This window comes from Anaerosporobacter sp. (assembly GCF_965301125.1).
On record NZ_CBDLAM010000041.1, the window covers coordinates 1 to 24,521 of the forward strand.

Genomic DNA, 24,521 nt, shown 5'->3' on the forward strand with positions numbered 1-24,521 from the left:
GTACATATATTTTCTGAAAAGAAGGTTGAAAGTATTCTTTGATCTATTGAGGAAAAGGATCTAAGGAGGAAAATTGAATGGATACACTCGTTGAACAATTAATGGAAGAGTTGAATTGTGAAACGGTATTTAGAATTCCGATTTTTGGTGGAATTCCAATATCAGAAGCTGTTGTAGTATCCTGGATTATTATGTGTATCCTGTTTTTAGTATGCATTATTTTTGTAAGAAATTTAAAAGTAGTGCAACCAGGTAAAAAACAGGTGGTTTTAGAGACAGCTGTAACAGGCATGCATCATTTCTTTGATGATGTAATGGGGGGACACGGGAAAGAATATATACCGTTTCTTATGACAGTTGGAATTTATATTGGAATATCCAATTTGATAGGTTTGTTTGGCTTTAAGCCACCTACCAAGGATTTAAATGTAACAGCTACACTTGGAATTATGAGTATAATTTTAATTGAAGTTGCAGGATTTAGGAAAAAGGGCGGTAAAGGTTTTATAAAGAGTTTTGCCGAACCAATGCCAGTAGTATTACCAATAAATATTCTGGAACTGTTTATAAAACCATTATCTTTATGTATGCGTTTGTTTGGAAATGTTTTAGGATCGTTTGTTATCATGGAACTTATTAAAATAATATTACCAGCAGTTATCCCAGTGGTATTTAGTGCTTATTTTGATATTTTTGATGGATTAATTCAGGCATATGTATTTGTATTTTTAACAGCGTTATTTGTAAAAGAAGCAACGGAAGAATAGTTGCAATTAAAAAACAGAAAGAAAAGGAGATATGTATTATGTCAACAATATTAGTAGCAATTGGAGCAGGAATCGCAGTATTAACAGGAATTGGAGCAGGTCTAGGAATTGGTAAAGCAACAGCAGCAGCAGTAGATGCAATTGCAAGACAACCAGAAGCAGAAAGTAAAATCAGTAAATCCTTATTATTAGGTTGTGCCTTAGCAGAAGCAACAGCTATTTATGGTTTCGTTATTGCGTTGTTAATCATTCTATTTTTAGGTTAATTAAAGGATAGGTGAGAATATGTTAAGTTTAAATGGATGGACACTATTCTTCACTGTTTTGAATATTCTCGTTTTATTTGTTGGCTTAAAAAAATTCTTATTTAAACCTGTAATGAATGTTGTTAGCAAAAGGGAAGAACTGATACAAAATCAGTTAACCAATGCGGCTGAGACGAAAAAACAGGCAGAGCAGATGAAGGACGAATATCAGGCAGAATTAGCAACAGCCCACGACCAAGCAGAAGAAATCATTGTCATGGCCAAAAAGAGGGCAGAAGAAGAATATAATCAAGCAATTTCAAAGACGCATGAAGAGACAGAGCATATGATTTCTAAGGCGAAGGCAGATATTGTGATTGAAAAAGACAAGGCAATGAAAGAAGTACAATCTGAGATAACCAAGTTGGCTATGCAAGCGGCTAGAAAAATTATGAAAACAGGTGATGTTCATGACACAGGAAGCAATTAAAAATGCAAAAGTATTATACGAATTAATAAAGGATAGGGAAACAATAGATAGCTTCAAAGTATTACTTGACAGTGTATCTAAACTTAGGGAAATCTTAGTTAATCCGGTAATCCAACTTGAGAAAAAACATCGTATAATTGATAAAATTGCTGAGGCCTGTGCTTATCCTGTTGTGTTTAAGAATTTCTTAAAGCGGTTGTGTGACTATGGACAGGTCGACGAATTAGAAGAAATATTCCAAGCCTTTGATGAATATTGGAATGAAAAGCATGATATATTGCAGGCAAAGATTTTTTGTGCGACACAACCTGAAGATACCAAGCTGGATCAGGTTATGGACTTTCTTAAGAATAAATATCCAGGTAAAGTAATACAAACGGAAGTTTGTATTGATGAGAATCTTCTTGGCGGAATGTGCATCCGCGTAGGAACGGAAGAATATGACTGGAGTTATGAAGGACGTCTAAAACAGCTTGAAAGAAAATTAACTGGGAGGTGAATACTGTGGGCGCAATAAGTGCAACAGATATCATCTCCATTATCCGAAGTGAGATAGAAAGCTATGATTGGGACGTGGAAAGCCGTGAAACGGGTACTGTCATCTGGGTTGGTGACGGAATTGCAACCGTATACGGAATTGACCATGCCATGTATGGTGAAATCGTAATATTCGATAATGGAGTAAAAGGAATGGTTCAAGATATCCGTCAGAATGAAATCGGATGTATTTTATTCGGAAAGGATACAGGAATCAAAGAAGGAACAAAAGTAAGCAGAACAAAGAAACGGGCAGGTATTCCAGTAGGAGAAGCTTTTGTTGGAAGAATTGTAAATGCTTTGGGGGAGCCTATTGATGGCAAAGGAGAGATAGCTTCAACAGGTTATCGCCCAATTGAGCAAGAAGCACCTGGCATTGTAGATCGTAAATCTGTAAATACCCCAATGGAAACAGGCATATTAGCAATTGACTCTATGTTCCCTATTGGACGTGGACAGAGAGAATTAATCATTGGTGACCGTCAGACTGGTAAAACTTCAATTGCAACAGACACTATGATTAATCAGAGGGGCAAAGGCGTAATATGTATTTATGTAGCAATTGGTCAAAAAGCCTCAAGTGTAGCAAAGATTGTATCAACATTAGAAAAACACGGTGCTATGGAGTATTCCATCGTATTGTCTTCCACAGCAAGTGATCCTGCATCATTACAATACATTGCACCTTATGCAGGAACAGCATTAGCAGAATATTTCATGCATCAGGGTAAGGACGTATTAATTATATATGATGATTTATCAAAACATGCAGTAGCATATCGTGCTATCTCACTTTTGTTAGAGCGTTCACCAGGACGTGAGGCATATCCAGGAGATGTATTCTATTTACATTCTAGACTTCTTGAGCGTTCAAGTCGTCTATGTGATGAATTAGGTGGCGGTTCTATTACTGCATTGCCAATAGTTGAGACTCAGGCAGGAGATGTATCAGCATACATACCAACGAATGTTATTTCAATTACCGATGGTCAAATATTCTTAGAAAGTAACCTGTTTTTTGCAGGTATGCGACCAGCCGTAAATGTAGGTCTTTCGGTATCACGTGTTGGTGGTGCAGCACAGACAAAGGCAATGAAGAAGGCTTCAGGAAGTGTGCGTATTGATTTGGCTCAGTTCCGTGAGATGGAAGTATTTACTCAGTTTGCCTCTGATCTTGATGAGACGACAAAAGCACAACTAAAACATGGAAAAGCTTTAATGGAGTTATTAAAGCAACCTCTTTGCAAGCCATTATCATTACATGAACAGGTCATTACACTATGCCTTGCAAATAATGGAGTGTTCGATAGTGTAGACACTAGACAGGTAAAAGCATATCAACAGGATATCTTGAATTATATGGATATACATCATGTGGATATTTGCAACGCAATTGAAAATGAAAAGGTACTTACAGATGAATTAGTAGCTAAGATTTTAGAAGCAGCTAAGGAATTTCATACAAGCAAACAATAATTGTAGAAAATAAGCAGGTGTTAGTATGGCAAATGCAAAAGAAATTAAGGAGAGGATGAATAGTATACAGGACACAATGAAAATTACCAATGCCATGTATATGATATCATCCTCCAAGCTGAAAAAGTCAAAGAAAATGCTTGAAGATACCGAGCCATATTTTTATACTCTACAATCAACAATGGCTCGTATTTTAAGACATATTCCAGACATGGGAGATATCTACTTCCAAACAAATGAGAATAAGAAAGATCTAAAGGTCGGTTATATTGTAGTAACTGCTGATAAAGGAATGGCAGGAGCTTACAACCATAATGTATTGAAACTAGCAGAGAAAGAACTAGCTAAATATAAAGACACAAAATTATTTGTTCTAGGTGAACAAGGACGTCATTATTGTGAACAGCATGGGATGAATATAGATGAGCAATTTCACTATACAGTGCAAAATCCAACATTACATAGAGCTAGAAAGATTGGTATGACAATTATAGATAGCTATTTGGAACACGAATTAGATGAAGTATACATCATATTTACAAAACAAGTTAATGCAGTTCAAACACAAGCTGAGATGATACAATTACTACCACTGAAAAAAGCGGATTTTAAAGGAATACTTCCACCTGATGTGACAGCTAAGAAATTAATTCTTCGCCCATCACCGAATGAGGTAATGGATAAAATTGTACCAAATTATGTTGTGGGTTTTATTTATGGCGCATTAGTGGAATCTTATTGTAGTGAGCAGAATGCAAGAATGATGGCGATGGAAGCTGCTACAAAAAGTGCTAAGGATATATTACATGATTTGGACATTCTTTATAACCGTGTAAGACAAACAGCAATTACACAAGAAATAACAGAGGTAATTGCCGGAGCAAAAGCACAAAAGAAAAAGAAAAGCAGATAAAGTCTAACGGATAGAAAGGAGGACAATGAGTGAAAACAGGAAAGATAATACAGGTTCTAGGACCTGTTGTAGATGTAGAATTTGAAGATAATGAGCTACCAAACATTAAAGATGCACTTGAAGTAAAGAACGGCGATAAGAAATGCGTTATGGAAGTAGCACAACATATCGGAAATAATATAGTACGTTGTATCATGTTGGCTTCAAGTGATGGTTTACATAAAGATATGAAAGTAACTGCAACTGGGGGTGGTATCAAAGTTCCCGTTGGAGAGCAAACATTGGGAAGGTTGTTTAACGTACTAGGAGAAACAATCGATGGAGGAGAGCAACCTCAAGGCGAAAAGTGGGTTATTCACAGAGATCCACCATCTTTCGAGGAGCAGAGCCCTGCAGTAGAGGTATTAGAGACTGGAATTAAGGTTATTGATTTACTTGCACCATATGCTAAAGGAGGTAAGATTGGACTCTTTGGTGGTGCTGGTGTAGGTAAGACCGTGTTGATTCAGGAATTGATTCGTAATATTGCAACAGAACATGGCGGATATTCAATATTTACTGGAGTTGGAGAGCGTTCCAGAGAAGGAAACGATCTTTGGACTGAGATGAGAGACTCAGGAGTACTCGAAAAGACAGCATTGGTGTTTGGACAGATGAATGAGCCACCAGGATCACGTATGCGTGTAGCAGAATCGGGACTCACTATGGCAGAATACTTCCGTGATGAAAAACATCAAAATGTATTATTGTTTATCGATAATATATTCAGATTTACACAAGCAGGATCTGAAGTATCAGCGCTTTTAGGACGTATGCCATCTGCAGTAGGTTATCAACCTACACTTGCAACAGAGATGGGAGAATTACAAGAGCGTATTGCTTCTACTAGAAATGGGTCTGTAACTTCTGTACAGGCTGTTTATGTACCTGCAGATGACTTAACTGATCCAGCTCCTGCAACAACATTTGCGCATCTAGATGCAACAACAGTATTATCTAGAAAGATAGTAGAACAGGGAATTTATCCTGCGGTAGATCCACTAGAATCAACCTCTCGTATTTTGGAAGCAGATATAGTAGGTGAAGAACACTATACTGTTGCTAGAAAGGTTCAGGAACTTTTACAAAAATACAAAGAACTTCAAGATATCATTGCAATTCTTGGTATGGAAGAACTTTCTGATGAGGACAAGACCACAGTATATAGAGCAAGAAAGATTCAGAAGTTTTTATCACAGCCTTTCCATGTAGCAGAGAACTTTACTGGGATTCAAGGTGCATATGTACCACTAGAAGAAACAGTTCGTGGCTTCAAGGCAATTCTAGATGGAGAAATGGACGAATATCCAGAGGGTGCATTCTTCAATGTTGGTACGATTGAAGACGTGAAAAAGAGAACTGAAGAAATGAAAAAGCAGGCATCATAAGATGTATGTGACGTGTGAGGAGGTATCTATATGGAACATACATTTTATCTGAAAATACTGTCTGCCAATAGAGTATTTTTTTCTGGAAAGTGTCAATCGTTAATTATTCCAGAGTATGACGGACAAAAGGAAATATTAGCACATCATGAAGATATGGTAATTGCAGTAAGCGAAGGCGAGATGCGATTTAAACCAGAGAACAGTAAAGAATGGCAACATGCAGTAGTTGGAACTGGTTTTGTACAGATTGCCAATAACCGGGTATTATTGTTGGTTGAGACTGCAGAACGTCCAGAAGAAATCGATATTGCAAGAGCAAGAGAAGCAAAGGAACGTGCAGAAGAACAGTTACGTCAGAAGCAGAGTATACAAGAGTACTACCAGTCCAGTTCATCTTTAGCACGTGCAATGTCAAGATTAAAAGTGGCAGAGAAAAAATACAATATTTAAGGATATTGTAATATATAGAAAATAGCGCCCTTACAATTACTGATTAATTGTAAAGGCGCTATTTTCTATATCCATATGCTTGTATATTTACCATATTATTAGTCATCTATACCAAGAGGTTTACCGTCTTCATATCTACAAAAAAACACGTCTTTATACTCAGAACCATCATAATACCTGATGCAAGCGACTTTTGGAACCTGTCCATCTAAGTCCTCAAATTTAATAAGATTATGTATCGAACCACTAGTAAGATTATTTTTATTGAAGACAAATTCTTTTCCTTCTGTATCACTATTAATTAAGGTATTGTAGGCATATCTTACGATGCCATCGCTATTGTGATATTGGAAAGTCACATAGTCGTTAATATGGATCGGAGTAGTATTGTTTCCAGAAATAAATTTTATACTTCCATCTATTAACCAACCACTTTTTACTTCTGATAATGCCTTTCTACTTAATTTCATAATCAGAGGACTTAACATTATATACCAAGTCTACTTTGTTAAGAGCAGAATTACTAGCGTTAACACCACTTGCAAAATAAATAGAGACTAAACCGGTTAATGTAATTGTATAACAAAAATAACCAAAAATAAACAGTTCTACTACTAATTTACTATTAATTATAGGTAACTCAGTAAATTATTATTATTATGAGAACTCTCATTATAAAGCGCCGTAGCGTAACGAAGTACGCATCTGCAGAGGCTGTTAGATTACCAAGTTACATTCTTAACGATTACTGAAAACTCAGAATAGGCATTTGCATATTATATAATCATCTTATCTATAATCCCCTTCATCTCATCTAACGTATACCCCTTCACATCTTGGGGTCTACCGATAATAACACAAGTTACACCAGCTTGCTTCGCTGCCTCGACCTTCTGTGCAAACCCGCCTGGTAATCCAGATTCTTTGGTTACAAGATATTTGGCATTCGTATGTATGAGCATAGCATAGTTTAGCTCGGTGGAGAAAGGTCCTTGCATACAGATAAGGTGTTTTCCTTGAAATCCTAATTCATAACACTCTTTTACCACGCTTGGAGAGGATAGTATTCTAGTGTAAATACGGTTTTTAAAATCTGGTAGATGTGTATATTTATATAATTCTTTGCTTCCTGTAGTGACAAAGATATTCCCTGCTGTATCCTTAAGATATGCTACGGCTTCATCAACGGATTCCATGAATACCATACTAGAATCTTCCGTAAGTAGTTCAGAGGATTCTCGTATTACACGGTAGTAGGAAGCATCTGTTGCTTTACAAGCGGATTGGATATTGGTAGATACTAGAGTTGCATAGGGATGCGTTGCATCAATAACAGCAGAGAAGGATTCCTGATTAATCAGTGCAATCATATCATCAACTGTTAACCGAGCCGATGTAGTTTCTACATAATCTAAGTTTAATAAAAGATGTTCCCCATATTCAGTGGCTACACATGCATGTGTGGCTATTTTTAATGTATTTAGATATTCTGCCAAGATACGTCCTTCTGTTGTTCCAGCAAAGAGTAATATTCGTTTCATTAGTTGCCTCCAAATTTAAAAAAATTTAATTATATAGTCAGCTAAAACAACGGCGATGGTTACACCATTTCTGACTGTTTTTCTTATTATAAGAGAACCCTCAGGATCTTGATATAATGCAGCCCTTTCACAGACGTTATCAACTCCAGTTACAGATTTTACGAAAGTTGAAGGGGTAAAGTCACCTTCTAGGGAAGCTAATTCTGCAGAGGTATTTGTTATATAAGGTAGATGATATTTTTCACAGAAAGAAAGCAACCCTTCTTCACTAGACTTTAAATCAATACTGGCAATTTGTTTTATTGCATGCAAAGAAATATGATGTTTCGCTAATGTATGTAATATTAAGAATTCAATATCTTCCATAGGCGTACCTTTCTTACAGCCGATTCCAAGAGTTATAATCTTAGGAATTAAGCGAAGGGTAACTTCAAAGGGATATTTTTTGTCATCTAATGTAATAGCAATTCCAAAAGGTAGAGAAGTTTCATCTGGTGATTGCATTCGTAAATGATCGGGGAGGGGAGATTTCACAGGGAAATCACTAGTTAATCCAATCTCTTTATGATTAAGCAAATCACTAGAGACTTGTTTGGCTAGATTCATATCATCAATATACATATTGTTCTTAGTGGCAAATACATCTACAGCAAAGAGATGATTCAAATCGGTTGCAGTTGATATAATTGGCGTGGCACCAATGAAATCTGCAATTTGTTTCGTTAATTCATTACCACCACCGATATGACCAGATAACAGTGAGATTACGTATTGGCCAAGCTCATCAATAACAATAACAGCAGGATCGGTTGTCTTACTTTCAAGGAAGGGGGCTATAGATCGGACTGCAATTGCGCATGCACTTACAAAGATGATTGCATCTACATTATGAAATATTACTTTGATTTGTTCTTTTAGCGGAAGATTAAGTTTGGTAAGGTTAGGAGGAAGTTGTGATTTGATAGTTGTATAAGAAGTACAATCATTGCTGTTATTAACAAGGTTTTTATGTAATTCACTGCAAAGTGTTGAAGCATTTGGTGTAAATGAAAAAAGAACGTAGCGCATGAATAATTCCTCCTGGTTTATTTGAATTAAGTATACCTTAGAATGAATAAAATGTATATGAAATAAGAGTATAATTCCATACACAATTATTCCTATTATAGTTCAACAGTAGCATATTCATTGCATGAATTGAATATATTAACATCATATAACACTAGAAAAGTCTTAAGAATAGAGTAATACATAAGACAATATGTAGTTCTAACAATTGACAAGTATTTATGCACATGCTACTCTTATTAAAGTAAATTCAATATTGCTTTTGTTTTCAGGATTACTCATGGATTTTTCCGTGAATGGGGAAGCAGGTTAGAATCCTGCGCAGTACCCGCTGCTGTATGGGAATAGTAGTACTTCATTATGTCACTGTGAATAATGGGAAGGCGAAATACTATGTTTAACGCCCAAGCCAGAACACCCGACTGAAAATGAATTTACAAGGTTACGGGGATATAACCAGGTAGTTAATTAGAGAGTAAGGAATGTAATAATACCTCCTCTCTTTCTTTTCGTACCTGTCGTTGTATCGTAAGGAACAAAAACAGGGTGACGATTCAGAAATGTTAAGATAGCTGAATCGTTACGAAATTGAAAGAGAAGGAGGATTTTTTATGTCGAAAAGACAGAAACTCGTATTCAGAGCTTCTATACTGATAGCTCTAAGTCTAGGTATTGCACCGATAACATCTGCAATGCACATTATGGAGGGATATTTACCGATATCCTATTGCGTTATGTGGGGGGCTTTATGTGTTCCATTTTTAGTTTACGGTGCATTTTCAATTAAGAAGCAATTAAATAATCACAGAAAATTGCTTCTCATCTTTGCGATGGTAGGTGCGTATGCATTCGTACTATCAGCTCTTAAAATTCCATCAGTTACTGGAAGCAGTTCTCACCCGACTGGTACAGGATTAAGCGCAATTTTATTCGGACCAGGAGCAACTGCATTAATAGGCGTTATTGTACTGCTATTCCAAGCTGTTTTGCTTGCCCATGGTGGCTTAACAACCCTTGGTGCTAATACATTTTCCATGGCAATTGCTGGGCCAATCGTATCTTACCTTGTTTATAAATTAGTTTTGAAATGTAAAGGTTCTCGTTACGTAGCAATATTTCTTGCTGCCTCGTTAGGAGATCTATTCACATATGTTATCACTTCTTTACAATTAGGTCTTGCCTTTCCAAGTGCAGATGGTGGTGTGATTACTTCCATTATAAAGTTCATGGGAGTGTTTGCTGTTACTCAGATTCCACTTGCTATTATTGAAGGTTTTTTAACTGTAATAGTTGTTATTGCATTAGAATCATTTGCTAGGACAGAATTAGAGGAACTTGGTTTTAGAAAGGAGCTGCGTGAAGTTGAGTAAGAAAAAGGTTGTTGTTATATTATTGGTGATTTGTATCGTAATTGCTACAATTCCGTTACTTATACATAAAAATAGTGAATTTGGCGGTTCAGATGGCCATGCAGAAGAATTGATTACAGAGATTAATCCAGATTATAAAGTGTGGGCAGACCCTGTTATGGAGCCACCTGGTGGTGAAACAGAATCCTTATTATTTTGTCTACAAGCAGCGCTTGGGGCAGGAGTATTCGGTTATGGTTTAGGTGTTTTAAGAGAAAGACATCATAAGGAGAATAAGCCCCTATGATTATGATGGATAAATGGGCATACAGTTCTAGACTCAGAGATAAAAATCCATACAGTAAATTGCTTTTTGGAGTAGGAAATTTATTAATATGTATCATATGTCGAGACAATGTAGTATCCTTATGCATATTTATGATGATGTCTGCATTGATTGTGCTATTGGGGAAGATGCCGCTTCGAGCATATATACGATTGCTGTGTGTACCATTGATCTTCCTAGTAATAAGTACAATAACAGTGATATTTGAATTCGGACATGTGGAGTCCTCTAAGGTCGTTGTTTCCTTGGTTAACGGGAATATCTATATGACTGCGTGGTCTTTAACAAGGGGGATTTTGCTGTTTGGTTCATCTTTTGCATCCGTTACTTGTTTGTATTTTCTAGCGTTAACAACTCCCGTAATTGATTTGATTCAAGTACTTAGAAGTTTTCATCTTCCTAAGATTGTCATTGAGTTAATGTATCTAATCTATCGTTTTATATTTTTGTTATTAGAGACAGGAGATGCAATTGTAGTAGCACAAGATTGTAGATTAGGATATAAAGACCCGAAGACGTCAGTGAAATCTACATCTAAAATGTCAGCAGTGCTATTCGTACGTGCATATCAGAAAGCAGATGCTTTATTTAGTGCAATGGAATCAAGAGGTTATGACGGTGATTTATGTGTATTAAGTACTGTTGAACGACCACGAATCTGGGAAGGAGTATCTATGCTTGGGATTATTATAGTAGAGGGAATCCTCTGCTATAGTTTCTTAGCATGATAAGATATTGAGTAAAAGTTGGAAGGGTTATAAGATGATTGAAATTAAGAATCTGGATTATAGATATGAAGATGGGACAGTAGCATTACAGAATGTTAACATAACAATTCAAAAAGGCGAAAAGATTGCTATTATGGGACCAAATGGATCAGGAAAATCAACTTTATTTCTCTGTTTGAATGGAGTGTGTAAACCGACAAAGGGAAGTATTCTAGTGAACGGAGCGCCTATTGCTTATAATAAAAATGGACTTAAGAAATTAAGGCAGATGATAGGAATTGTTTTTCAAAACCCAGATCATCAACTGTTCAGTGCTGATGTCTATCAAGAGATTTCTTTTGGTCCGATGAATCTGGGACTAGAAAAAGAGATTGTAAGAGAGCGTGTAGAAACTGTTCTTTCGAATCTTCATATAGAACATCTGAGAAAAAGACCTACACATTTCTTAAGTGGTGGACAAAAAAAACAAGTTGCAATTGCTGATATCATGGCGATGAAGCCAGAAGTTATTTTGTTTGATGAACCAACAGCTGCACTGGATTCCTATCACAGAAAGGTCGTAAATTCTATGATTGATGAACTATGTGAGTCGGGAATAACGGTGATTCAAGCAACACATGATAGCGATTATGCTATGGAATGGGCAGATCAAGTTATCGTTATTCAAGATGGTAAGGTATTAGTAAAAGATACCCCGCAGAATGTATTTCAGAATGATGAGTTAAGGAAAAGGGCATATCTAGAAGAACCAGATGTTATAAAGATGTATAATTGCCTAGGTAAGACTCATAGGATAGATATGGAGAGTGTTAATACATGTCCAAAATCAATAGACGAATTAATTCATTTATTGGAATAGTTGCGGATAGTCATTAAGGAGGAGTAATGATGAAAAAAGCAATCGTAGTAGTTAGTTTTGGTACGAGTCATAAAGATACAAGAGAGAAAACAATAGAGGCAATAGAACAAGGGATTGCACGAAATTATAATGACTATCAAGTATTTCGTGCATTTACGAGTAAGATTATTATCAAAAAAATGAGTGAAAGTGAAAATCTAATTGTACCTACAGTTAAGGAAGCAATAGAGAGATTGATTGAAGATGGTTATACAGATGTAATTATCCAACCAACCCATGTTATTAATGGTATCGAGAATGAGAATATGCTAAAAGACCTATCTACATACACAGACAAGTTCCATAGTCTTCGTATTGGAAAGCCATTGTTATCTGATATAGGAGACTACAAACAGTTGGTTAGTTGTATTGTAGAAGAAAATAATCTTGGAGATGATGAAGCTATTCTATTAATGGGACACGGAACTAGTCATCATGGGAATGCGGTATATCCAGCAGTTGATTATACTTTTCGTGCAGAAGGATATTCTAGGGTATATATGGCAACAGTGGAAGGTTATCCAACCTTAGAAGATGCCATGAGACTTATGGAAAATGCTAGGTATAAGAAAGTGGTATTGATTCCATTTATGATTGTCGCTGGAGAGCATGCCAAATATGATATGGCTGGAGATAGGGAAAATTCATGGAAATCAATCCTAGAAAAAGCAGGGTATGAGGTAGATTGTAAGATGCAAGGCCTCGGTGAACTAAAAGTGGTGCAAGATATGTTTATTCGCCATGTAAAGGAAGCTGAGTGAAAATACCTATGGATAATAAGTTGATACAAAAAAAGAAACTCCGTAGTGGCTTTACAACTGGAAGCTGTGCAGCAGCAGCGGCAGGGGCATCTACGCATATGCTTTTAGCAGGAAATATCTTGCATGAAGTAGCCTTACTGACTCCAAAAGGTGTAACTCTGCACCTTAAAATTGAAGAGATTAGTAAGACGAAAGATTCTGTACGCTGTGCTGTCCGCAAGGATAGCGGAGATGATCCAGATGTAACTAACGGTATTTTAGTATATGCCACAGTTAGGCGAATACAAGGGAGTCAAATTATAATAGATGGAGGTATTGGAGTTGGTAGGGTGACTCTTCCTGGATTATCGCAAAAGGTAGGAGAAGCTGCTATCAATAAGGTGCCTAAGCAGATGATTTCGAAAGAGGTTATGTCCGCATGTGAGAATATGGGATATGATGGTGGATTAGAGATCATCATTGATATACCAGAAGGATTAGAGATTGCTAAGAGAACTTTTAATAAAAGGCTAGGAATCGAAGGTGGCATATCAATCTTAGGTACCACGGGAATTGTGGAACCAATGAGTGAAAGTGCTTTAATTGACTCCATAGAATTAGAGATTAAGGTGAAGAAGGCAAACGGGCAGGAGGTGCTTATTCTTACACCAGGTAATTACGGAGTAGACTATTTGAATGAGAGGCTTCATATAGATATAGATAAGGCAGTGAAATGTAGTAATTACATTGGTGAAGCTTTAGATACAGCAGTAGAGGTAGGTTATAAGAAGATACTTATGGTTGGACATATCGGTAAGTTTGTTAAGCTTGCAGCTGGAATTATGAATACGCATTCAAAGCAAGCAGATGCTAGAATGGAGATATTTCTAGCCAATACAGCTTTAGAAGGAGCTAACTTAGAGACATTACAGAAGGTTGAAAAAGCGGTTACTACAGATGAGATGATATCCATCCTGAAACAATCAGGACATCTAGAGGGTGTTATAAAGAGAATTATGAGGCGTATTCAGTATTACATAAGGAGTAGAGTTGATTCAGATAGTAAAGTTGGGATAATTGTATTTTCTCTTGCCCATGGCTTGATCGGTCAGACAGAGGAAATAGCAGATTTATTAATAGAAGTGGAGAACTATAAGTAATTCACACAGGAAACCCAAGTAAAGGGGGATATATGAAAGGAATACTATATGGGATAGGAACGGGTCCTGGGGATCCAGAATTATTAACGTTAAAAGCAGCTCGATTATTAAAAGAGAGTGATGTTATTGCAATAGCAATAACAGATTCTTCACTAACAAGACCTTTCTTAGAGAATAAGCAACGAAACGAGGATAGAGATATAGATTGTGAGTCTTTACGAGATGGTTGCATTGCGTATGGTATTGCTGTACAAAGTGTGAAAGAGTTAGAAGATAAGCCAATTCTGCATATCCCAACCATTATGACGAAGGACAAGAAGAAATTACAAGAAGGTTATGAAAGAGCGGCAATGGCAGTGGAGGATTTACTTGACCAAGGAAAACAAGTTGCATTTATTACACTTGGAGATCCAACGGTTTATTCTACATATCTATATGTACATGCACTTGTTAGTGAAGCAGGATATAGTACGCAAATTATTAGTGGGATTCCGTCGTTTTGTGCTGCATCAGCTAGGATTAATAGGGGACTGGTAGAACGTTCTGAGCAACTACATATTATACCTGGATCTTATGGTGTAGAAGAGGCGTTAGATATGAAGGGTACTAAGGTTTTTATGAAAGTCGCAAGCAAGATGGCAGTGGTAAAAGAACATATCCGTTTGCACCATAACGAGGTAGTAATGGTTGAAAACTGTGGTATGTCAGGGGAGAATATTTACACTAATTGTGATGATATACCAGATGATGCAAGCTATTATTCCCTGTTAATTGTGAAGGAGGATAAATAAATGGTTCAGTTCGTAGGAGCAGGATCAGGCGCTGCTGATCTTATTACAGTAAGAGGGCAACGCTTATTGATGGAGGCAGATGTGATAATCTATGCTGGTTCATTAGTGAATCCAGAGTTATTTCAATATAAGAAAGAATCTGCAGAAGTGTATAACAGTGCTTATATGACATTAGAGGAAGTAATAGAAGTAATGATACGGGCACATGAGGAAAATAAGAAGATTGTTAGACTTCATACAGGTGATCCTTGTCTATATGGAGCAATCAAAGAGCAGATGGATGAACTAAAGAAACATGGTATCCCATATGAAGTGTGCCCAGGGGTTAGTTCGTTCTGTGGAGCAGCAGCAGCATTACATGCAGAATACACCTTACCTAATGTATCTCAATCCGTAATTATAACACGTATGGCAGGTAGAACTCCCGTTCCAGAGAAAGAGGAAATTGCGAAGTTAGCGGTCCATCAGGCAACAATGGTTATCTTCTTAAGCACAGGGTTATTAGAACAATTACAGGGTGAATTGATGAAAGGTGGATATCCAGCTGATACAAAAGCTGCAATCGTGTATAAAGCAACTTGGCCAGATGAACAAGTGTATCGTTGTACGGTAGAGACATTAGCGCAGACTGCTAAGGAGAATAACGTGACAAAGACGGCACTTATCGTTGTAGGAGATGTATTAGATGGAGAATATGATCGTTCAGAACTATATAACCCTACGTTTACAACAATGTTTCGGGAAGCTAGCAATGTTAATAAATCTTAGTTTAAGTAATAAACTATTAATAGTGAAGAGCTAGAAAACATACATGGAGTTTTGTTATCTATAAGGAGAACAGTTAATGGGTAAAATATATGTAGTTGGAATTGGTCCTGGTGCTTATGAACAGATGACGATTCAAGCAGTTAAGGTATTGGAAACTTGTGATATAATCGTTGGCTATACTGTATATGTTGACTTAGTAAAGGAATATTTTTCAGATAAAGAGTTCCTAACTACACCAATGAAGCAAGAAGTAAAACGCTGTGAATTGGCATTCGAGGAAGCAAAAAAGGGACAGACAGTTGCTATGATTTGTAGTGGTGATGCGGGTGTTTATGGAATGTCTGGTTTGATCTATGAGGTTGGGAAATCTTATCCAGAGATTGAAGTGGAGAGTATTCCAGGTATTACAGCAGCGCTTTCTGGAGCAAGCGTACTTGGTGCTCCTCTCATTCATGACTTTGCTGTGATTAGTCTTAGTGATCTTTTGACTCCATGGGAGAAGATCAAAGCCAGAGTGAAGGCAGCGGCAGAATCGGACTTTGTGATCTGTCTATACAATCCTTCTAGTAAGAAACGTGGGGATTATCTTATGAAAGCCTGTGATTATATGTTATCTTATAAATCACCGAATACGGTTTGTGGAATTGTTCGTAATATTGGGAGGGAAGGCGAAGAGTCACAAGTATTAACTTTGCATCAGTTGAGAAATACTAGTGTCGATATGTTTACGACGGTATTTATCGGAAATAGTCAGACGAAAGTAGTAGATGGGAAGATGGTAACACCTAGGGGATATAGTGTTTGATTTGAGGTATTTGCTTTTTTAGACTAAGAAACAAAACTCTATTTACACTTTCAAGGCTTCTTAGCTACGCATTATAACACAAAACACGCTACATATCTAAGTACTTCTAATTCAATTGCTTATGAAATATCTCTTTATAGAAAGAAGGACAGACATCCATGAATAAGAAAAAAGTATACTTAATCGGAATCGGTATGGGAGCTGAGAGTTCGTTGACAAAAGAGGCTATGGATATTCTGAGCCAAGTACCAGTTATTATTGGTGCTCAACGAATGATTGAAAGTTTTCGTAATACCTCCATATGGATTAATAGAGAAGAGCTTGGGATTCTACCTGAGACCTATACACAGTATTTGTCTTCTAAGATAGCAGATTATATTAAGGGTTTAAGACACACCACAATTGCTGTCCTACTCTCTGGTGATGTTGGATTTTGTAGTGGAGCAAAGAAGTTATTACAGGAATTAGAGTTTTGTGATGTGCGGTTAATACCTGGGATTACAACAGTATCTTATTTAGCATCAAGATGCAACCTTTCTTGGGAAGATATGTGCCTAACTTCATTGCATGGAACATCTAACCCAATTATTAATCGAATTCATCATAATGCATACACATTTACTTTATTAGGAGGTAAGGATAGTTTAAATGGGATTTGCAAGTTATTGATGGAGTATGGAATGGATCAAGTGAAACTTCATGTTGGGGAGCGTTTATCCTATCCTGATGAGAAGATACAGACAATTAACCCAATGCAAGGATATGCCTGTAAACAACATGAGCTAGCAGCGGTGATTATCGAAAATCCAAGACCTTGTAAAGTGATAGATTCTTGTAAAGATGATGAGGATATTATTCGTGGTAAAGTGCCAATGACGAAGTCTGAAGTAAGAGAAGTCAGTATAAGTAAATTAAAGTTAACAAAAGATGCAATATGCTATGATGTTGGTGCTGGTACTGGTTCTGTAGGAATTGAAATCGCATGTAAGTCACCAGATATACAAGTGTATGCTATAGAGAAAAATCCAGAGGCCATAGAGTTAATTAAGGAGAATAAGAAAAAGTTTCGCGCTGATAATCTTAGGGTAATAGAAGGTATTGCACCCTCAGCGTTAGAAGATTTACCTGCACCGACCCATGTATTTCTTGGCGGTACGACAGGGAATTTAGAAGGTATTGTATGCGCTATATGGGAGAAGAATCCTAAGGTAAGAATTGTACTTAATGCAATTTCTCTTGAGACGGTGGCGCAAGCAATAGAATTTGGGAAAAAACATTCAGAAATCCAAAGTGAAGTAGTACAGCTCCAAGTATCTAAGGCGAGAACATTAGGGAATTATCATATGATGACGGGGCAAAATCCTATCTATATAATTACGTGGTATAAAGAATGATATGCAATTTACTTAACAAAAGGAGGGGGAGAAATGAATCCTACGACGATAAGAAAGCAGAAAGTTCCTAGAGTAATGATAGCGGGAATTGCAAGTGGTAGTGGGAAAACAACTATGGTCTGTGCGATTCTACAAGAGTTTAAGAAGCGAAGTCTTTCACTTGCTGCTTGCAAATGTGGACCTGACTACATTGATCTTATGTTTCACAGAGCAATTACAGGAGCAAAGACAGCTAATCTGGATTTGTACTTTACTCCGCCTGAAGTAGTTAGAGAGATATTGTATCAGAATGGTGTAGGTACTGATATAACTATAATTGAAGGTGTTATGGGATATTATGACGGAATGCAATTAGGAAAAGATACTGCCAGTTCTTATGATATTGCAAAACAGACAGAGACACCAGTAATTTTAGCGGTTTCTTGTAAGGGTATGAGTTTATCCCTTGTTGCAATTGTTAAAGGAGTTTTGGAATTTCGTAAGGATAGTAATATTCAAGGAATCCTCCTTAATGGAATCAGCAAAGAAATGTATGAAAGAATCAAACCTATTGTGGAAGAAGAGACGAAGATTTTGGTTGTCGGGTTCTTACCTCCCTTATCAAACTTTCGACTAGAAAGCAGACATCTTGGATTGGTAACACCGGATGAGATTGAAGATCTACAGGATCAGCTAGATTATCTAAGTGAGATTGCAAGGGAAAGCATAGACCTAGATGCTATTCTTGGTATTGCAAAGAATGCACCAGAACTTGAAATTGGAGAAATCACTAATATAGATTCTTGTGATAGGAATGAACCAAATGTAAAGATTCGTATTGGATATGCCTACGATCAAGCGTTCTGCTTTTATTATCAAGAGAATCTGCGTATGCTTGAGAATATGGGAGCCACCTTAGTGCCATTTTCACCATTAAGAGATACTGAACTTCCAGATAATCTTCATGGATTGCTCCTTGGTGGAGGATATCCGGAAGTCTATGCCAAGCAATTAGCAGATAACATAAGTATGAGAAAGTCAATCAAAGAAGCGATAGGTTTAGGAACGCCATGTATAGCAGAGTGCGGAGGATTTATGTATCTGCATGAGCGAGTGCAAGGAAAAGATGAAGAATGGTATGAGATGTTAGGAGTTATTAAAGGAGACTGTTATAAAACAAAGAAGTTAGTACGCTTTGGTTACGTAACATTAACAGCGAAGGAACAAACAAGGTATTTAGATAAAGATGAAATTATACGAGGGCATGAATTCCATTACTGGGATAGTACGAATACAGGAGTTCACTTTACGGCTACTAAGACATCATCTGACTTATCCTATCCAACAATACATGCTAAGGATAACTTGTTGGCGGGTTACCCACATCTGTATTATCATAGTAATCCTAGGTTTGTAAAGCGTTTTATGAAGATGTGTAGCAAGAGATTGGAAATATAGCGTTAATAGGTACAGGGTTAACTTAAACAGTGGAGAGGAGAATGAAAATCGTATGCTAGAAAAATCATTACAGGGAATTCTTAATGAGATAAGACCTAGAGATGAAAAAGCGATGGAAGAAGCAAAAAAGCACTGGCTAAATGTAGCAAAACCACTATTTAGCTTAGGGAAGTTAGAGAATGCTGTAATTGATATGGCTGGAATGAAGAGGACATGTGATTATAAACTGGATAAGCGTGGTCTACTGATATTTTGCGCAGATAATGGTGTAGTGGAGGAAGGAGTTTCTCAGACAGGGCAAGAAGTGACAGCAATTGTATCAGAAAATTTCACAAAAAATTCAACAAGTGTATGTAAGATGGCGCAGATTGCGAAAGCAGATGTGATGCCAATTGATATCGGTATTGCTGTTGATGTTCCAAGCATAACCAAGAGAGAATTAAAGGTAGCGTATGGAACGAGGAATATGACCAAGGAACCAGCGATGACAAGAGAAGAAGCAGTAAAGGCAATTCTAATCGGTATCGATGCAGTGAAAACATGTAAAAAAGCAGGTTATGAAATTTTGGCTACAGGTGAGATGGGGATTGGGAATACCACAACAAGTAGTGCAATAGCATCGGTAATGTTGGATAAACCAGTGGAATTGGTTACTGGAAAAGGTGCAGGACTTACGGGGGAAGGATTAGAGAGAAAAATCCTTGCAATTAAGAAGGCAATTGCAAGAAATCGGCCTAATGTGGCAGATCCCATTGATGTGCTAGCTAAGGTAGGTGGGCTAGATATTGCAGGACTTGTTGGTGTATTCCTTGGAGGAGCGAAATATGGAATTCCTATAGTAATCGACGGATTTATCTGTGGGGTGGCGGCGCTACTTGCAACTAGAATTTGTCCAGTAGCAAGAGAATATATGATGCCATCTCATGTTTCGAAGGAACCAGCAGGACAAATGATTCTGAAGGAACTTTCCCTAGAGCCTTACATAACTTGTGATATGTGCTTAGGGGAAGGAACAGGAGCAATTGCAGTATTACCACTACTTGATATGGGATTAGCTGTATACCGTCAAATGAGTACATTTGCAGATATAAATATTGATAATTATGAGGTGTTTGAGGAATGATGACACTAGTTACAGGAGGAAGCGGTAGTGGCAAATCAGAATTTGCTGAGAATCGGACTTTGGCCTATAGTAAAGAGAATTTAATCTATATAGCGACCATGGTTGCGTTTGATGATGAGGCACATCGTAAGATTGCAAGACATCGTAAGATGAGACAAGAGAAGAATTTTACTACAAGAGAATGCTATGTAGGTTTGAAATCCTTAGATATTAATAGAGAGAATACAGTATTACTAGATTGCATGTCAAACCTAGTTGCCAATGAGATGTATCAAGAAAATGGAGCGCATGAGCAGACAGTAGAGCAAATTATTGAAGGTGTCATATCAATTAAAGAGCAGGCAAGAAACCTTGTAATTGTAACAAATGAAGTATTCAGTGATGGGATTACCTATGATGAAGAGACAAGCCGATACATTAAGTATCTCGGGACGATTAATAGGGAATTAGCCCAGATGGCAGATGAAGTAATAGAAGTAGTTTATACCATACCAATTTACCATAAAGGAAGGGAGGAAAGGAGATGTTAGCGGCGTGTATTATTGCATTTTCTATGTATTCAAAGGTTCCAATGCCTAAGGCGGATTGGAATGAGAAGAATATGAAATACGCATTCTGTTTCTTTCCGTTCGTAGGTGCAGTGCTAGGAGTAATTATATATGGAATTGGAACATTACTGTTTCATATTCATGTTAGTGAGCTCTGTTTTGCTGCTTTGATGACTGTTTTGCCAATCTTGTATACAGGAGGGATTCATGTGGATGGATTGCTAGATACACTAGATGCATTACATTCTTATGGAGACCGAGAGAAGAAATTAGAGATTCTTAAGGATCCACATACCGGCGCATTTGCAATTATCGGTGCAGTGTGTTACTTCGTACTATCGTTAGGTGTATGGAGTGAGATATCACCTGAAGGCCTTCCTATTATTGCAGTGGGCTATGTATTAACAAGAGCATGCAGTGGATTAAGTATTGTAACATTTACACTTGCTAAGAATACAGGCTTGGCAGCTACTTTTTCGGATATGTCCCACAAAAGTCGTGTAAAAGTTACGATGTTTGTTTATAGTGTCGTATGTTTTATAGCTTTATTGTGGATAGACATGTTCCTCGGTATTGGTGTTATTGCTGTGTCACTAGTTATGTTTGCCTATCATTATCATATATGTAAGAAAGAATTTGGTGGTATTACAGGTGATTTAGCAGGATATTTTCTTCAATTGAATGAATTAGCTATCCTTATATGGATTGCCATTGGTTGCAGAATAGGAGGAATGGGATGAAACTAATCGTTGGCGGTACAGCACAAGGGAAACTTGAAGCCGCAAAGAAACTTGTAAAGAGCGGTTATAGCGAAGAACAGAGTGCTTACAGTGAAGATAAGTTTGAGAATGTAAGTACTATGAAAATTATAGATGAAAAATATGATTCAGTTGAGGTTTTGTATTCAGCAACAATAATTAATCATTTCCATCTGATAATCAAGAGATTATTACAGGAAAAGCAAGAGCCAGAATTCGTTATAGAAGAATTAATACGGAAGAACTCTGAAGTTTGCATAGTAAGTACGGAAATAGGATATGGAATTGTTCCTATGGATTCTTTTGAACGAGAATACAGAGAACGTACTGGACGAATCTGTTGTAAGATAGCAAAAAGAGCAGATGAAGTATATCGTATTTTATGTGGAATTGCAACACGAATTAAGTAACGGAAGGAACTATAGTTATGAAGATCTATTTAATAAGACATTCCATAACAGCTGGGAATAAGAGACGGGCCTATATCGGATCAACCAATGAAGAGCTTTGCGAAGAAGGAGTAGAGTTACTGAAACAGAGAACGTACCCAGAAGTACAGCTAGTAGTAACTAGCCCTATGAAGAGATGTATTCAAACTGCTCAGTGCATCTATCCTAATAAGAAGCCTTACGTAATTGATAAGCTGAGAGAATGTGATTTTGGAGCCTTTGAAGGATTAACTTACGAAGAACTTAAAGAAAACGAGGTCTATCAGGAATGGATTTCAAAGGAAGGGAAGATTCCATTTCCAGGTGGAGAAGATCAGATGGAATTTCGTGAAAGATGTGTGGACGGCTTTAATGAAGCGGTTACGTATTTTTATAATAGAACGATATCCAGTGGCGCAATGGTTGTTCATGGAGGAACGATTATGGCAATTCTTGAAGCGTATGCTAGACCAAGAGAAGAGTTCTATTACTGGAAAGTAGAGAATGGAGAAGGCTACATGGTGGAAGTTGATGAGAAGGCCTGGTTTGAAAAAGAGGTGCTACAAGGAAATCGATATGTAACAGTAAGGGGAAAATTATGAGATTTGGTATCTATGCGTGTATCATAGGTTTTATATTAGATATGATTTTTGGAGATCCGCATTGGATCTATCACCCTATTCGCCTGATAGGAAAATTAATTACTGGCACAGAGAAAATGGTCCGTAGTTATTTTCCTAAGACGAAAGCTGGAGAGCGAAAAGGCGGAGTTGTATTGGCTATCATAGTTATGGTTGTATCTACAGGTATTCCACTTGGAATATTAATTATTACTTATAAAATTAGCGTATACCTTGGTGTCTTGGTGGAGAGTGTCCTCTGTTATCAATTACTAGCAACAAAATCTCTTAAGATAGAGAGTATGAAAGTGTATAAAGCATTAAAAGATAATGATGTAGAGAAAGCAAGATATGCAGTATCCATGATTGTTGGTCGAGATACGCAAAGTCTTGATGCAGTTGGTATTACCAAGGCAGCAGTGGAGACAATTGCTGAGAATACTTCAGATGGAAGTATTGCACCTTTGATTGCAATTATTATTGGAGGGGCTCCTCTTGGGTTCTTATATAAATCTATTAATACAATGGATTCCATGATAGGATATAAGAACGATACATATATTAATCTAGGAAGATTTGCAGCGAAGCTTGATGATATAGTGAATTATATTCCAGCAAGATTTGCAGCACACATGATGATTCTAAGTGCGTATATACTTGGGATGGATGGAAAGAATGCTTACAGAATCTATAAGAGAGACCGCTACAAGCATGCCAGTCCCAATTCTGCTCATACAGAATCTGTCTGTGCAGGAGCATTACGTGTTAGGCTAGCAGGAGATGCATATTACTTTGGAAAGCTTCATAAGAAAGAATATATAGGAGATGCACTTCGAGAAATTGAAACAGAAGATATCGCGAGAGCCAACCGGTTATTATATATGTGCGCAATTTTATCCTTGGTTTTACTAATGGGGCTTAAGATTGGTGTTATATTGATAATCGGCTAATTCCTTGTTTTAGTTTTAGGTGTGTAGCGTGTTTCGTGTTATAATACGTCAGCGTGGAAACTAAGAATATCTAAATTAGTTTTACAATTGTTTAAATACATAATAAGAATGGAGGAAGCCTAATGGAGAATATACATGGAGGAGACATCTACAAGTACCAACCCCAATACGATTTTTCTGCAAATATTAATCCTTTGGGAACCCACGAAGCAATTTTACAAGCTGCTAGAGATAGCTTGCTGGATATTGCAAGCTACCCAGATGTTCGCTGTGGGAGATTACGAAGTGCTCTCTCTTTAAAGATTTCTGTGCCTGAGGAGTACCTCTATTTTGGAAATGGAGCTGCAGATGTATTATTCACACTTGTATTAGCACGTAAACCTAAGAGCGCTTTGCTTATAAGTCCAACTTTCGCAGAATACGAACAGGCTCTTCATTCTATTGATTGTGATATTAGATATTTTCAATTAAATGCTACTACTGGCTTTACTATTACTGAGAATTATCTAACGTTCCTTACGCCTGATCTTGATATGATTATTCTATGTAATCCAAACAACCCAGTAGGCAATACAATATCTCATGAATTACTACTACAAATCCTCAGACGTTGCTTGGAACTAAATATTACTATGGTTGTAGATGAATGTTTTAATGACTTCTTAGATAATCGTGAATATCATCAGCTAACAAAGGAGTTAGATGAGCATAACAATCTAGTAATATTTAGAGCCTTTACTAAGCTGTATGCATTGGCAGGTTAG

General features: G+C 37.1%; 29 protein-coding genes and 1 riboswitch. Of the genes, 26 read left to right on the top strand and 3 right to left on the bottom strand.

Annotation, left to right across the window (positions count from 1 at the left end; translation table 11 throughout):
- Positions 1–77 precede the first annotated feature (77 nt).
- The 8 genes from ACW2QF_RS06495 to atpC are packed head-to-tail and all read left to right on the top strand — an operon-like array spanning position 78 to position 6,305.
- Positions 78–767: a F0F1 ATP synthase subunit A gene (locus ACW2QF_RS06495; RefSeq protein WP_455715184.1), complete on the top strand. Its 690-nt coding sequence runs from the start codon at positions 78–80 to the stop codon at positions 765–767.
- Positions 768–805: 38 nt separating this feature from the next.
- Positions 806–1,033 carry an ATP synthase F0 subunit C gene (gene atpE, locus ACW2QF_RS06500; protein ID WP_455715185.1) on the top strand — a complete coding sequence of 76 codons (228 nt, stop codon included), beginning with the start codon at positions 806–808 and terminating at the stop codon, positions 1,031–1,033.
- A gap of 19 nt (positions 1,034–1,052) precedes the next feature.
- On the top strand, positions 1,053–1,502 hold the full coding sequence (gene atpF / locus ACW2QF_RS06505; RefSeq protein WP_455715186.1) for a F0F1 ATP synthase subunit B: 450 nt from the start codon (positions 1,053–1,055) through the stop codon (positions 1,500–1,502).
- Positions 1,483–2,001, top strand: a complete 519-nt coding sequence (gene atpH / locus ACW2QF_RS06510; protein WP_455715187.1) for an ATP synthase F1 subunit delta — start codon at positions 1,483–1,485, stop codon at positions 1,999–2,001. Before atpF ends, atpH begins: the two co-directional genes overlap by 20 nt.
- On the top strand, positions 1,998–3,515 hold the full coding sequence (atpA, locus tag ACW2QF_RS06515; protein ID WP_455715188.1) for a F0F1 ATP synthase subunit alpha: 1,518 nt from the start codon (positions 1,998–2,000) through the stop codon (positions 3,513–3,515). The genes atpH and atpA overlap by 4 nt, the downstream gene beginning before the upstream one ends.
- Positions 3,516–3,540: 25 nt before the next feature.
- Positions 3,541–4,428 carry an ATP synthase F1 subunit gamma gene (gene atpG, locus ACW2QF_RS06520; protein WP_455715189.1) on the top strand — a complete coding sequence of 296 codons (888 nt, stop codon included), beginning with the start codon at positions 3,541–3,543 and terminating at the stop codon, positions 4,426–4,428.
- Positions 4,429–4,457: 29 nt separating this feature from the next.
- A complete protein-coding gene (gene atpD / locus ACW2QF_RS06525; protein ID WP_455715190.1) occupies positions 4,458–5,855 on the top strand; it encodes a F0F1 ATP synthase subunit beta in 1,398 nt (465 codons plus the stop codon).
- 30 nt (positions 5,856–5,885) lie between these two features.
- Positions 5,886–6,305 carry an ATP synthase F1 subunit epsilon gene (gene atpC / locus ACW2QF_RS06530; protein WP_455715191.1) on the top strand — a complete coding sequence of 140 codons (420 nt, stop codon included), beginning with the start codon at positions 5,886–5,888 and terminating at the stop codon, positions 6,303–6,305.
- Positions 6,306–6,403: 98 nt separating this feature from the next.
- Here atpC and ACW2QF_RS06535 read toward each other — a convergent pair whose 3' ends face one another.
- The 3 genes from ACW2QF_RS06535 to ACW2QF_RS06545 all read right to left on the bottom strand — a co-directional run bounded on the left by ACW2QF_RS06535 (position 6,404) and on the right by ACW2QF_RS06545 (position 8,914).
- Positions 6,404–6,775, bottom strand: a complete 372-nt coding sequence (locus ACW2QF_RS06535; RefSeq protein WP_455715192.1) for a hypothetical protein — start codon at positions 6,773–6,775, stop codon at positions 6,404–6,406.
- Between the two features lie 306 nt (positions 6,776–7,081).
- Positions 7,082–7,846, bottom strand: coding sequence for a precorrin-6A reductase (cobK, locus tag ACW2QF_RS06540; protein ID WP_455715193.1), 765 nt, complete (start codon positions 7,844–7,846; stop codon positions 7,082–7,084).
- A 15-nt stretch (positions 7,847–7,861) separates the two neighbouring features.
- A complete protein-coding gene (locus ACW2QF_RS06545) occupies positions 7,862–8,914 on the bottom strand; it encodes a cobalt-precorrin 5A hydrolase (RefSeq protein ID WP_455715194.1) in 1,053 nt (350 codons plus the stop codon).
- Positions 8,915–9,167: 253 nt separating this feature from the next.
- Positions 9,168–9,354, top strand: a riboswitch (cobalamin riboswitch).
- A 171-nt stretch (positions 9,355–9,525) separates the two neighbouring features.
- Between ACW2QF_RS06545 and ACW2QF_RS06550 the strand changes: the two genes are divergently transcribed.
- The 18 genes from ACW2QF_RS06550 to ACW2QF_RS06635 all read left to right on the top strand — a co-directional run bounded on the left by ACW2QF_RS06550 (position 9,526) and on the right by ACW2QF_RS06635 (position 24,521).
- Positions 9,526–10,284, top strand: a complete 759-nt coding sequence (locus tag ACW2QF_RS06550; RefSeq protein WP_455715195.1) for an energy-coupling factor ABC transporter permease — start codon at positions 9,526–9,528, stop codon at positions 10,282–10,284.
- Positions 10,277–10,570, top strand: a complete 294-nt coding sequence (locus ACW2QF_RS06555) for an energy-coupling factor ABC transporter substrate-binding protein (RefSeq protein ID WP_455715196.1) — start codon at positions 10,277–10,279, stop codon at positions 10,568–10,570. Before ACW2QF_RS06550 ends, ACW2QF_RS06555 begins: the two co-directional genes overlap by 8 nt.
- Positions 10,567–11,337: a cobalt ECF transporter T component CbiQ gene (cbiQ, locus tag ACW2QF_RS06560; protein ID WP_455715197.1), complete on the top strand. Its 771-nt coding sequence runs from the start codon at positions 10,567–10,569 to the stop codon at positions 11,335–11,337. The genes ACW2QF_RS06555 and cbiQ overlap by 4 nt, the downstream gene beginning before the upstream one ends.
- 34 nt (positions 11,338–11,371) lie before the next feature.
- On the top strand, positions 11,372–12,196 hold the full coding sequence (locus tag ACW2QF_RS06565; RefSeq protein ID WP_455715198.1) for an energy-coupling factor ABC transporter ATP-binding protein: 825 nt from the start codon (positions 11,372–11,374) through the stop codon (positions 12,194–12,196).
- 26 nt (positions 12,197–12,222) lie between these two features.
- The gene (locus tag ACW2QF_RS06570) at positions 12,223–12,996 is read left to right on the top strand and encodes a sirohydrochlorin cobaltochelatase (RefSeq protein WP_455715199.1); all 774 of its coding nucleotides are present in this window, start codon (positions 12,223–12,225) and stop codon (positions 12,994–12,996) included.
- Positions 12,993–14,135: a cobalt-precorrin-5B (C(1))-methyltransferase CbiD gene (gene cbiD, locus ACW2QF_RS06575; protein WP_455715200.1), complete on the top strand. Its 1,143-nt coding sequence runs from the start codon at positions 12,993–12,995 to the stop codon at positions 14,133–14,135. The genes ACW2QF_RS06570 and cbiD overlap by 4 nt, the downstream gene beginning before the upstream one ends.
- Before the next feature lie 32 nt (positions 14,136–14,167).
- The gene (locus ACW2QF_RS06580; RefSeq protein WP_455715201.1) at positions 14,168–14,926 is read left to right on the top strand and encodes a precorrin-2 C(20)-methyltransferase; all 759 of its coding nucleotides are present in this window, start codon (positions 14,168–14,170) and stop codon (positions 14,924–14,926) included.
- A complete protein-coding gene (gene cobM / locus ACW2QF_RS06585; RefSeq protein WP_455715202.1) occupies positions 14,927–15,694 on the top strand; it encodes a precorrin-4 C(11)-methyltransferase in 768 nt (255 codons plus the stop codon). It begins immediately after the preceding gene.
- Positions 15,695–15,770: 76 nt separating this feature from the next.
- Complete coding sequence (cobJ, locus tag ACW2QF_RS06590; RefSeq protein WP_455715203.1) at positions 15,771–16,499, top strand: precorrin-3B C(17)-methyltransferase; 729 nt, start codon at positions 15,771–15,773, stop codon at positions 16,497–16,499.
- A 158-nt stretch (positions 16,500–16,657) separates the two neighbouring features.
- Positions 16,658–17,893, top strand: coding sequence for a precorrin-6y C5,15-methyltransferase (decarboxylating) subunit CbiE (cbiE, locus tag ACW2QF_RS06595; RefSeq protein ID WP_455715204.1), 1,236 nt, complete (start codon positions 16,658–16,660; stop codon positions 17,891–17,893).
- Between the two features lie 33 nt (positions 17,894–17,926).
- Positions 17,927–19,330 (top strand): cobyrinate a,c-diamide synthase, encoded by a 1,404-nt coding sequence (locus ACW2QF_RS06600; RefSeq protein WP_455715205.1) that lies wholly within the window; start codon positions 17,927–17,929, stop codon positions 19,328–19,330.
- 52 nt (positions 19,331–19,382) lie between these two features.
- Positions 19,383–20,453, top strand: a complete 1,071-nt coding sequence (gene cobT / locus ACW2QF_RS06605; RefSeq protein WP_455715206.1) for a nicotinate-nucleotide--dimethylbenzimidazole phosphoribosyltransferase — start codon at positions 19,383–19,385, stop codon at positions 20,451–20,453.
- On the top strand, positions 20,450–20,983 hold the full coding sequence (locus tag ACW2QF_RS06610) for a bifunctional adenosylcobinamide kinase/adenosylcobinamide-phosphate guanylyltransferase (RefSeq protein WP_455715207.1): 534 nt from the start codon (positions 20,450–20,452) through the stop codon (positions 20,981–20,983). The genes cobT and ACW2QF_RS06610 overlap by 4 nt, the downstream gene beginning before the upstream one ends.
- Positions 20,977–21,741 carry an adenosylcobinamide-GDP ribazoletransferase gene (locus ACW2QF_RS06615; RefSeq protein WP_455715208.1) on the top strand — a complete coding sequence of 255 codons (765 nt, stop codon included), beginning with the start codon at positions 20,977–20,979 and terminating at the stop codon, positions 21,739–21,741. The genes ACW2QF_RS06610 and ACW2QF_RS06615 overlap by 7 nt, the downstream gene beginning before the upstream one ends.
- Positions 21,738–22,169, top strand: a complete 432-nt coding sequence (locus ACW2QF_RS06620; protein WP_455715209.1) for a bifunctional adenosylcobinamide kinase/adenosylcobinamide-phosphate guanylyltransferase — start codon at positions 21,738–21,740, stop codon at positions 22,167–22,169. The genes ACW2QF_RS06615 and ACW2QF_RS06620 overlap by 4 nt, the downstream gene beginning before the upstream one ends.
- A 17-nt stretch (positions 22,170–22,186) precedes the next feature.
- Positions 22,187–22,789 carry a histidine phosphatase family protein gene (locus tag ACW2QF_RS06625; protein WP_455715210.1) on the top strand — a complete coding sequence of 201 codons (603 nt, stop codon included), beginning with the start codon at positions 22,187–22,189 and terminating at the stop codon, positions 22,787–22,789.
- The gene (gene cbiB, locus ACW2QF_RS06630) at positions 22,786–23,757 is read left to right on the top strand and encodes an adenosylcobinamide-phosphate synthase CbiB (RefSeq protein ID WP_455715211.1); all 972 of its coding nucleotides are present in this window, start codon (positions 22,786–22,788) and stop codon (positions 23,755–23,757) included. Before ACW2QF_RS06625 ends, cbiB begins: the two co-directional genes overlap by 4 nt.
- Positions 23,758–23,879: 122 nt before the next feature.
- A complete protein-coding gene (locus tag ACW2QF_RS06635) occupies positions 23,880–24,521 on the top strand; it encodes an aminotransferase class I/II-fold pyridoxal phosphate-dependent enzyme (protein ID WP_455715212.1) in 642 nt (213 codons plus the stop codon).

Coding starts and splice junctions, on each gene's coding strand:
- cobM (WP_455715202.1), top strand. CDS start 14,927: ATGGTTCAGTTCGTAGGAGCAGGATCAGGCGCTGCTGATCTTATTACA.
- ACW2QF_RS06620 (WP_455715209.1), top strand. CDS start 21,738: ATGAAACTAATCGTTGGCGGTACAGCACAAGGGAAACTTGAAGCCGCA.
- ACW2QF_RS06625 (WP_455715210.1), top strand. CDS start 22,187: ATGAAGATCTATTTAATAAGACATTCCATAACAGCTGGGAATAAGAGA.
- ACW2QF_RS06545 (WP_455715194.1), bottom strand. CDS start 8,914: ATGCGCTACGTTCTTTTTTCATTTACACCAAATGCTTCAACACTTTGC.
- ACW2QF_RS06550 (WP_455715195.1), top strand. CDS start 9,526: ATGTCGAAAAGACAGAAACTCGTATTCAGAGCTTCTATACTGATAGCT.
- atpG (WP_455715189.1), top strand. CDS start 3,541: ATGGCAAATGCAAAAGAAATTAAGGAGAGGATGAATAGTATACAGGAC.
- atpH (WP_455715187.1), top strand. CDS start 1,483: ATGACACAGGAAGCAATTAAAAATGCAAAAGTATTATACGAATTAATA.
- cbiQ (WP_455715197.1), top strand. CDS start 10,567: ATGATTATGATGGATAAATGGGCATACAGTTCTAGACTCAGAGATAAA.
- ACW2QF_RS06610 (WP_455715207.1), top strand. CDS start 20,450: ATGATGACACTAGTTACAGGAGGAAGCGGTAGTGGCAAATCAGAATTT.
- ACW2QF_RS06600 (WP_455715205.1), top strand. CDS start 17,927: ATGAATCCTACGACGATAAGAAAGCAGAAAGTTCCTAGAGTAATGATA.
- ACW2QF_RS06565 (WP_455715198.1), top strand. CDS start 11,372: ATGATTGAAATTAAGAATCTGGATTATAGATATGAAGATGGGACAGTA.
- atpC (WP_455715191.1), top strand. CDS start 5,886: ATGGAACATACATTTTATCTGAAAATACTGTCTGCCAATAGAGTATTT.
- ACW2QF_RS06615 (WP_455715208.1), top strand. CDS start 20,977: ATGTTAGCGGCGTGTATTATTGCATTTTCTATGTATTCAAAGGTTCCA.
- ACW2QF_RS06635 (WP_455715212.1), top strand. CDS start 23,880: ATGGAGAATATACATGGAGGAGACATCTACAAGTACCAACCCCAATAC.
- cobT (WP_455715206.1), top strand. CDS start 19,383: ATGCTAGAAAAATCATTACAGGGAATTCTTAATGAGATAAGACCTAGA.
- cobJ (WP_455715203.1), top strand. CDS start 15,771: ATGGGTAAAATATATGTAGTTGGAATTGGTCCTGGTGCTTATGAACAG.
- atpF (WP_455715186.1), top strand. CDS start 1,053: ATGTTAAGTTTAAATGGATGGACACTATTCTTCACTGTTTTGAATATT.
- cbiB (WP_455715211.1), top strand. CDS start 22,786: ATGAGATTTGGTATCTATGCGTGTATCATAGGTTTTATATTAGATATG.
- cbiE (WP_455715204.1), top strand. CDS start 16,658: ATGAATAAGAAAAAAGTATACTTAATCGGAATCGGTATGGGAGCTGAG.
- cobK (WP_455715193.1), bottom strand. CDS start 7,846: ATGAAACGAATATTACTCTTTGCTGGAACAACAGAAGGACGTATCTTG.
- ACW2QF_RS06580 (WP_455715201.1), top strand. CDS start 14,168: ATGAAAGGAATACTATATGGGATAGGAACGGGTCCTGGGGATCCAGAA.
- atpE (WP_455715185.1), top strand. CDS start 806: ATGTCAACAATATTAGTAGCAATTGGAGCAGGAATCGCAGTATTAACA.
- ACW2QF_RS06535 (WP_455715192.1), bottom strand. CDS start 6,775: ATGAAATTAAGTAGAAAGGCATTATCAGAAGTAAAAAGTGGTTGGTTA.
- ACW2QF_RS06570 (WP_455715199.1), top strand. CDS start 12,223: ATGATGAAAAAAGCAATCGTAGTAGTTAGTTTTGGTACGAGTCATAAA.
- ACW2QF_RS06495 (WP_455715184.1), top strand. CDS start 78: ATGGATACACTCGTTGAACAATTAATGGAAGAGTTGAATTGTGAAACG.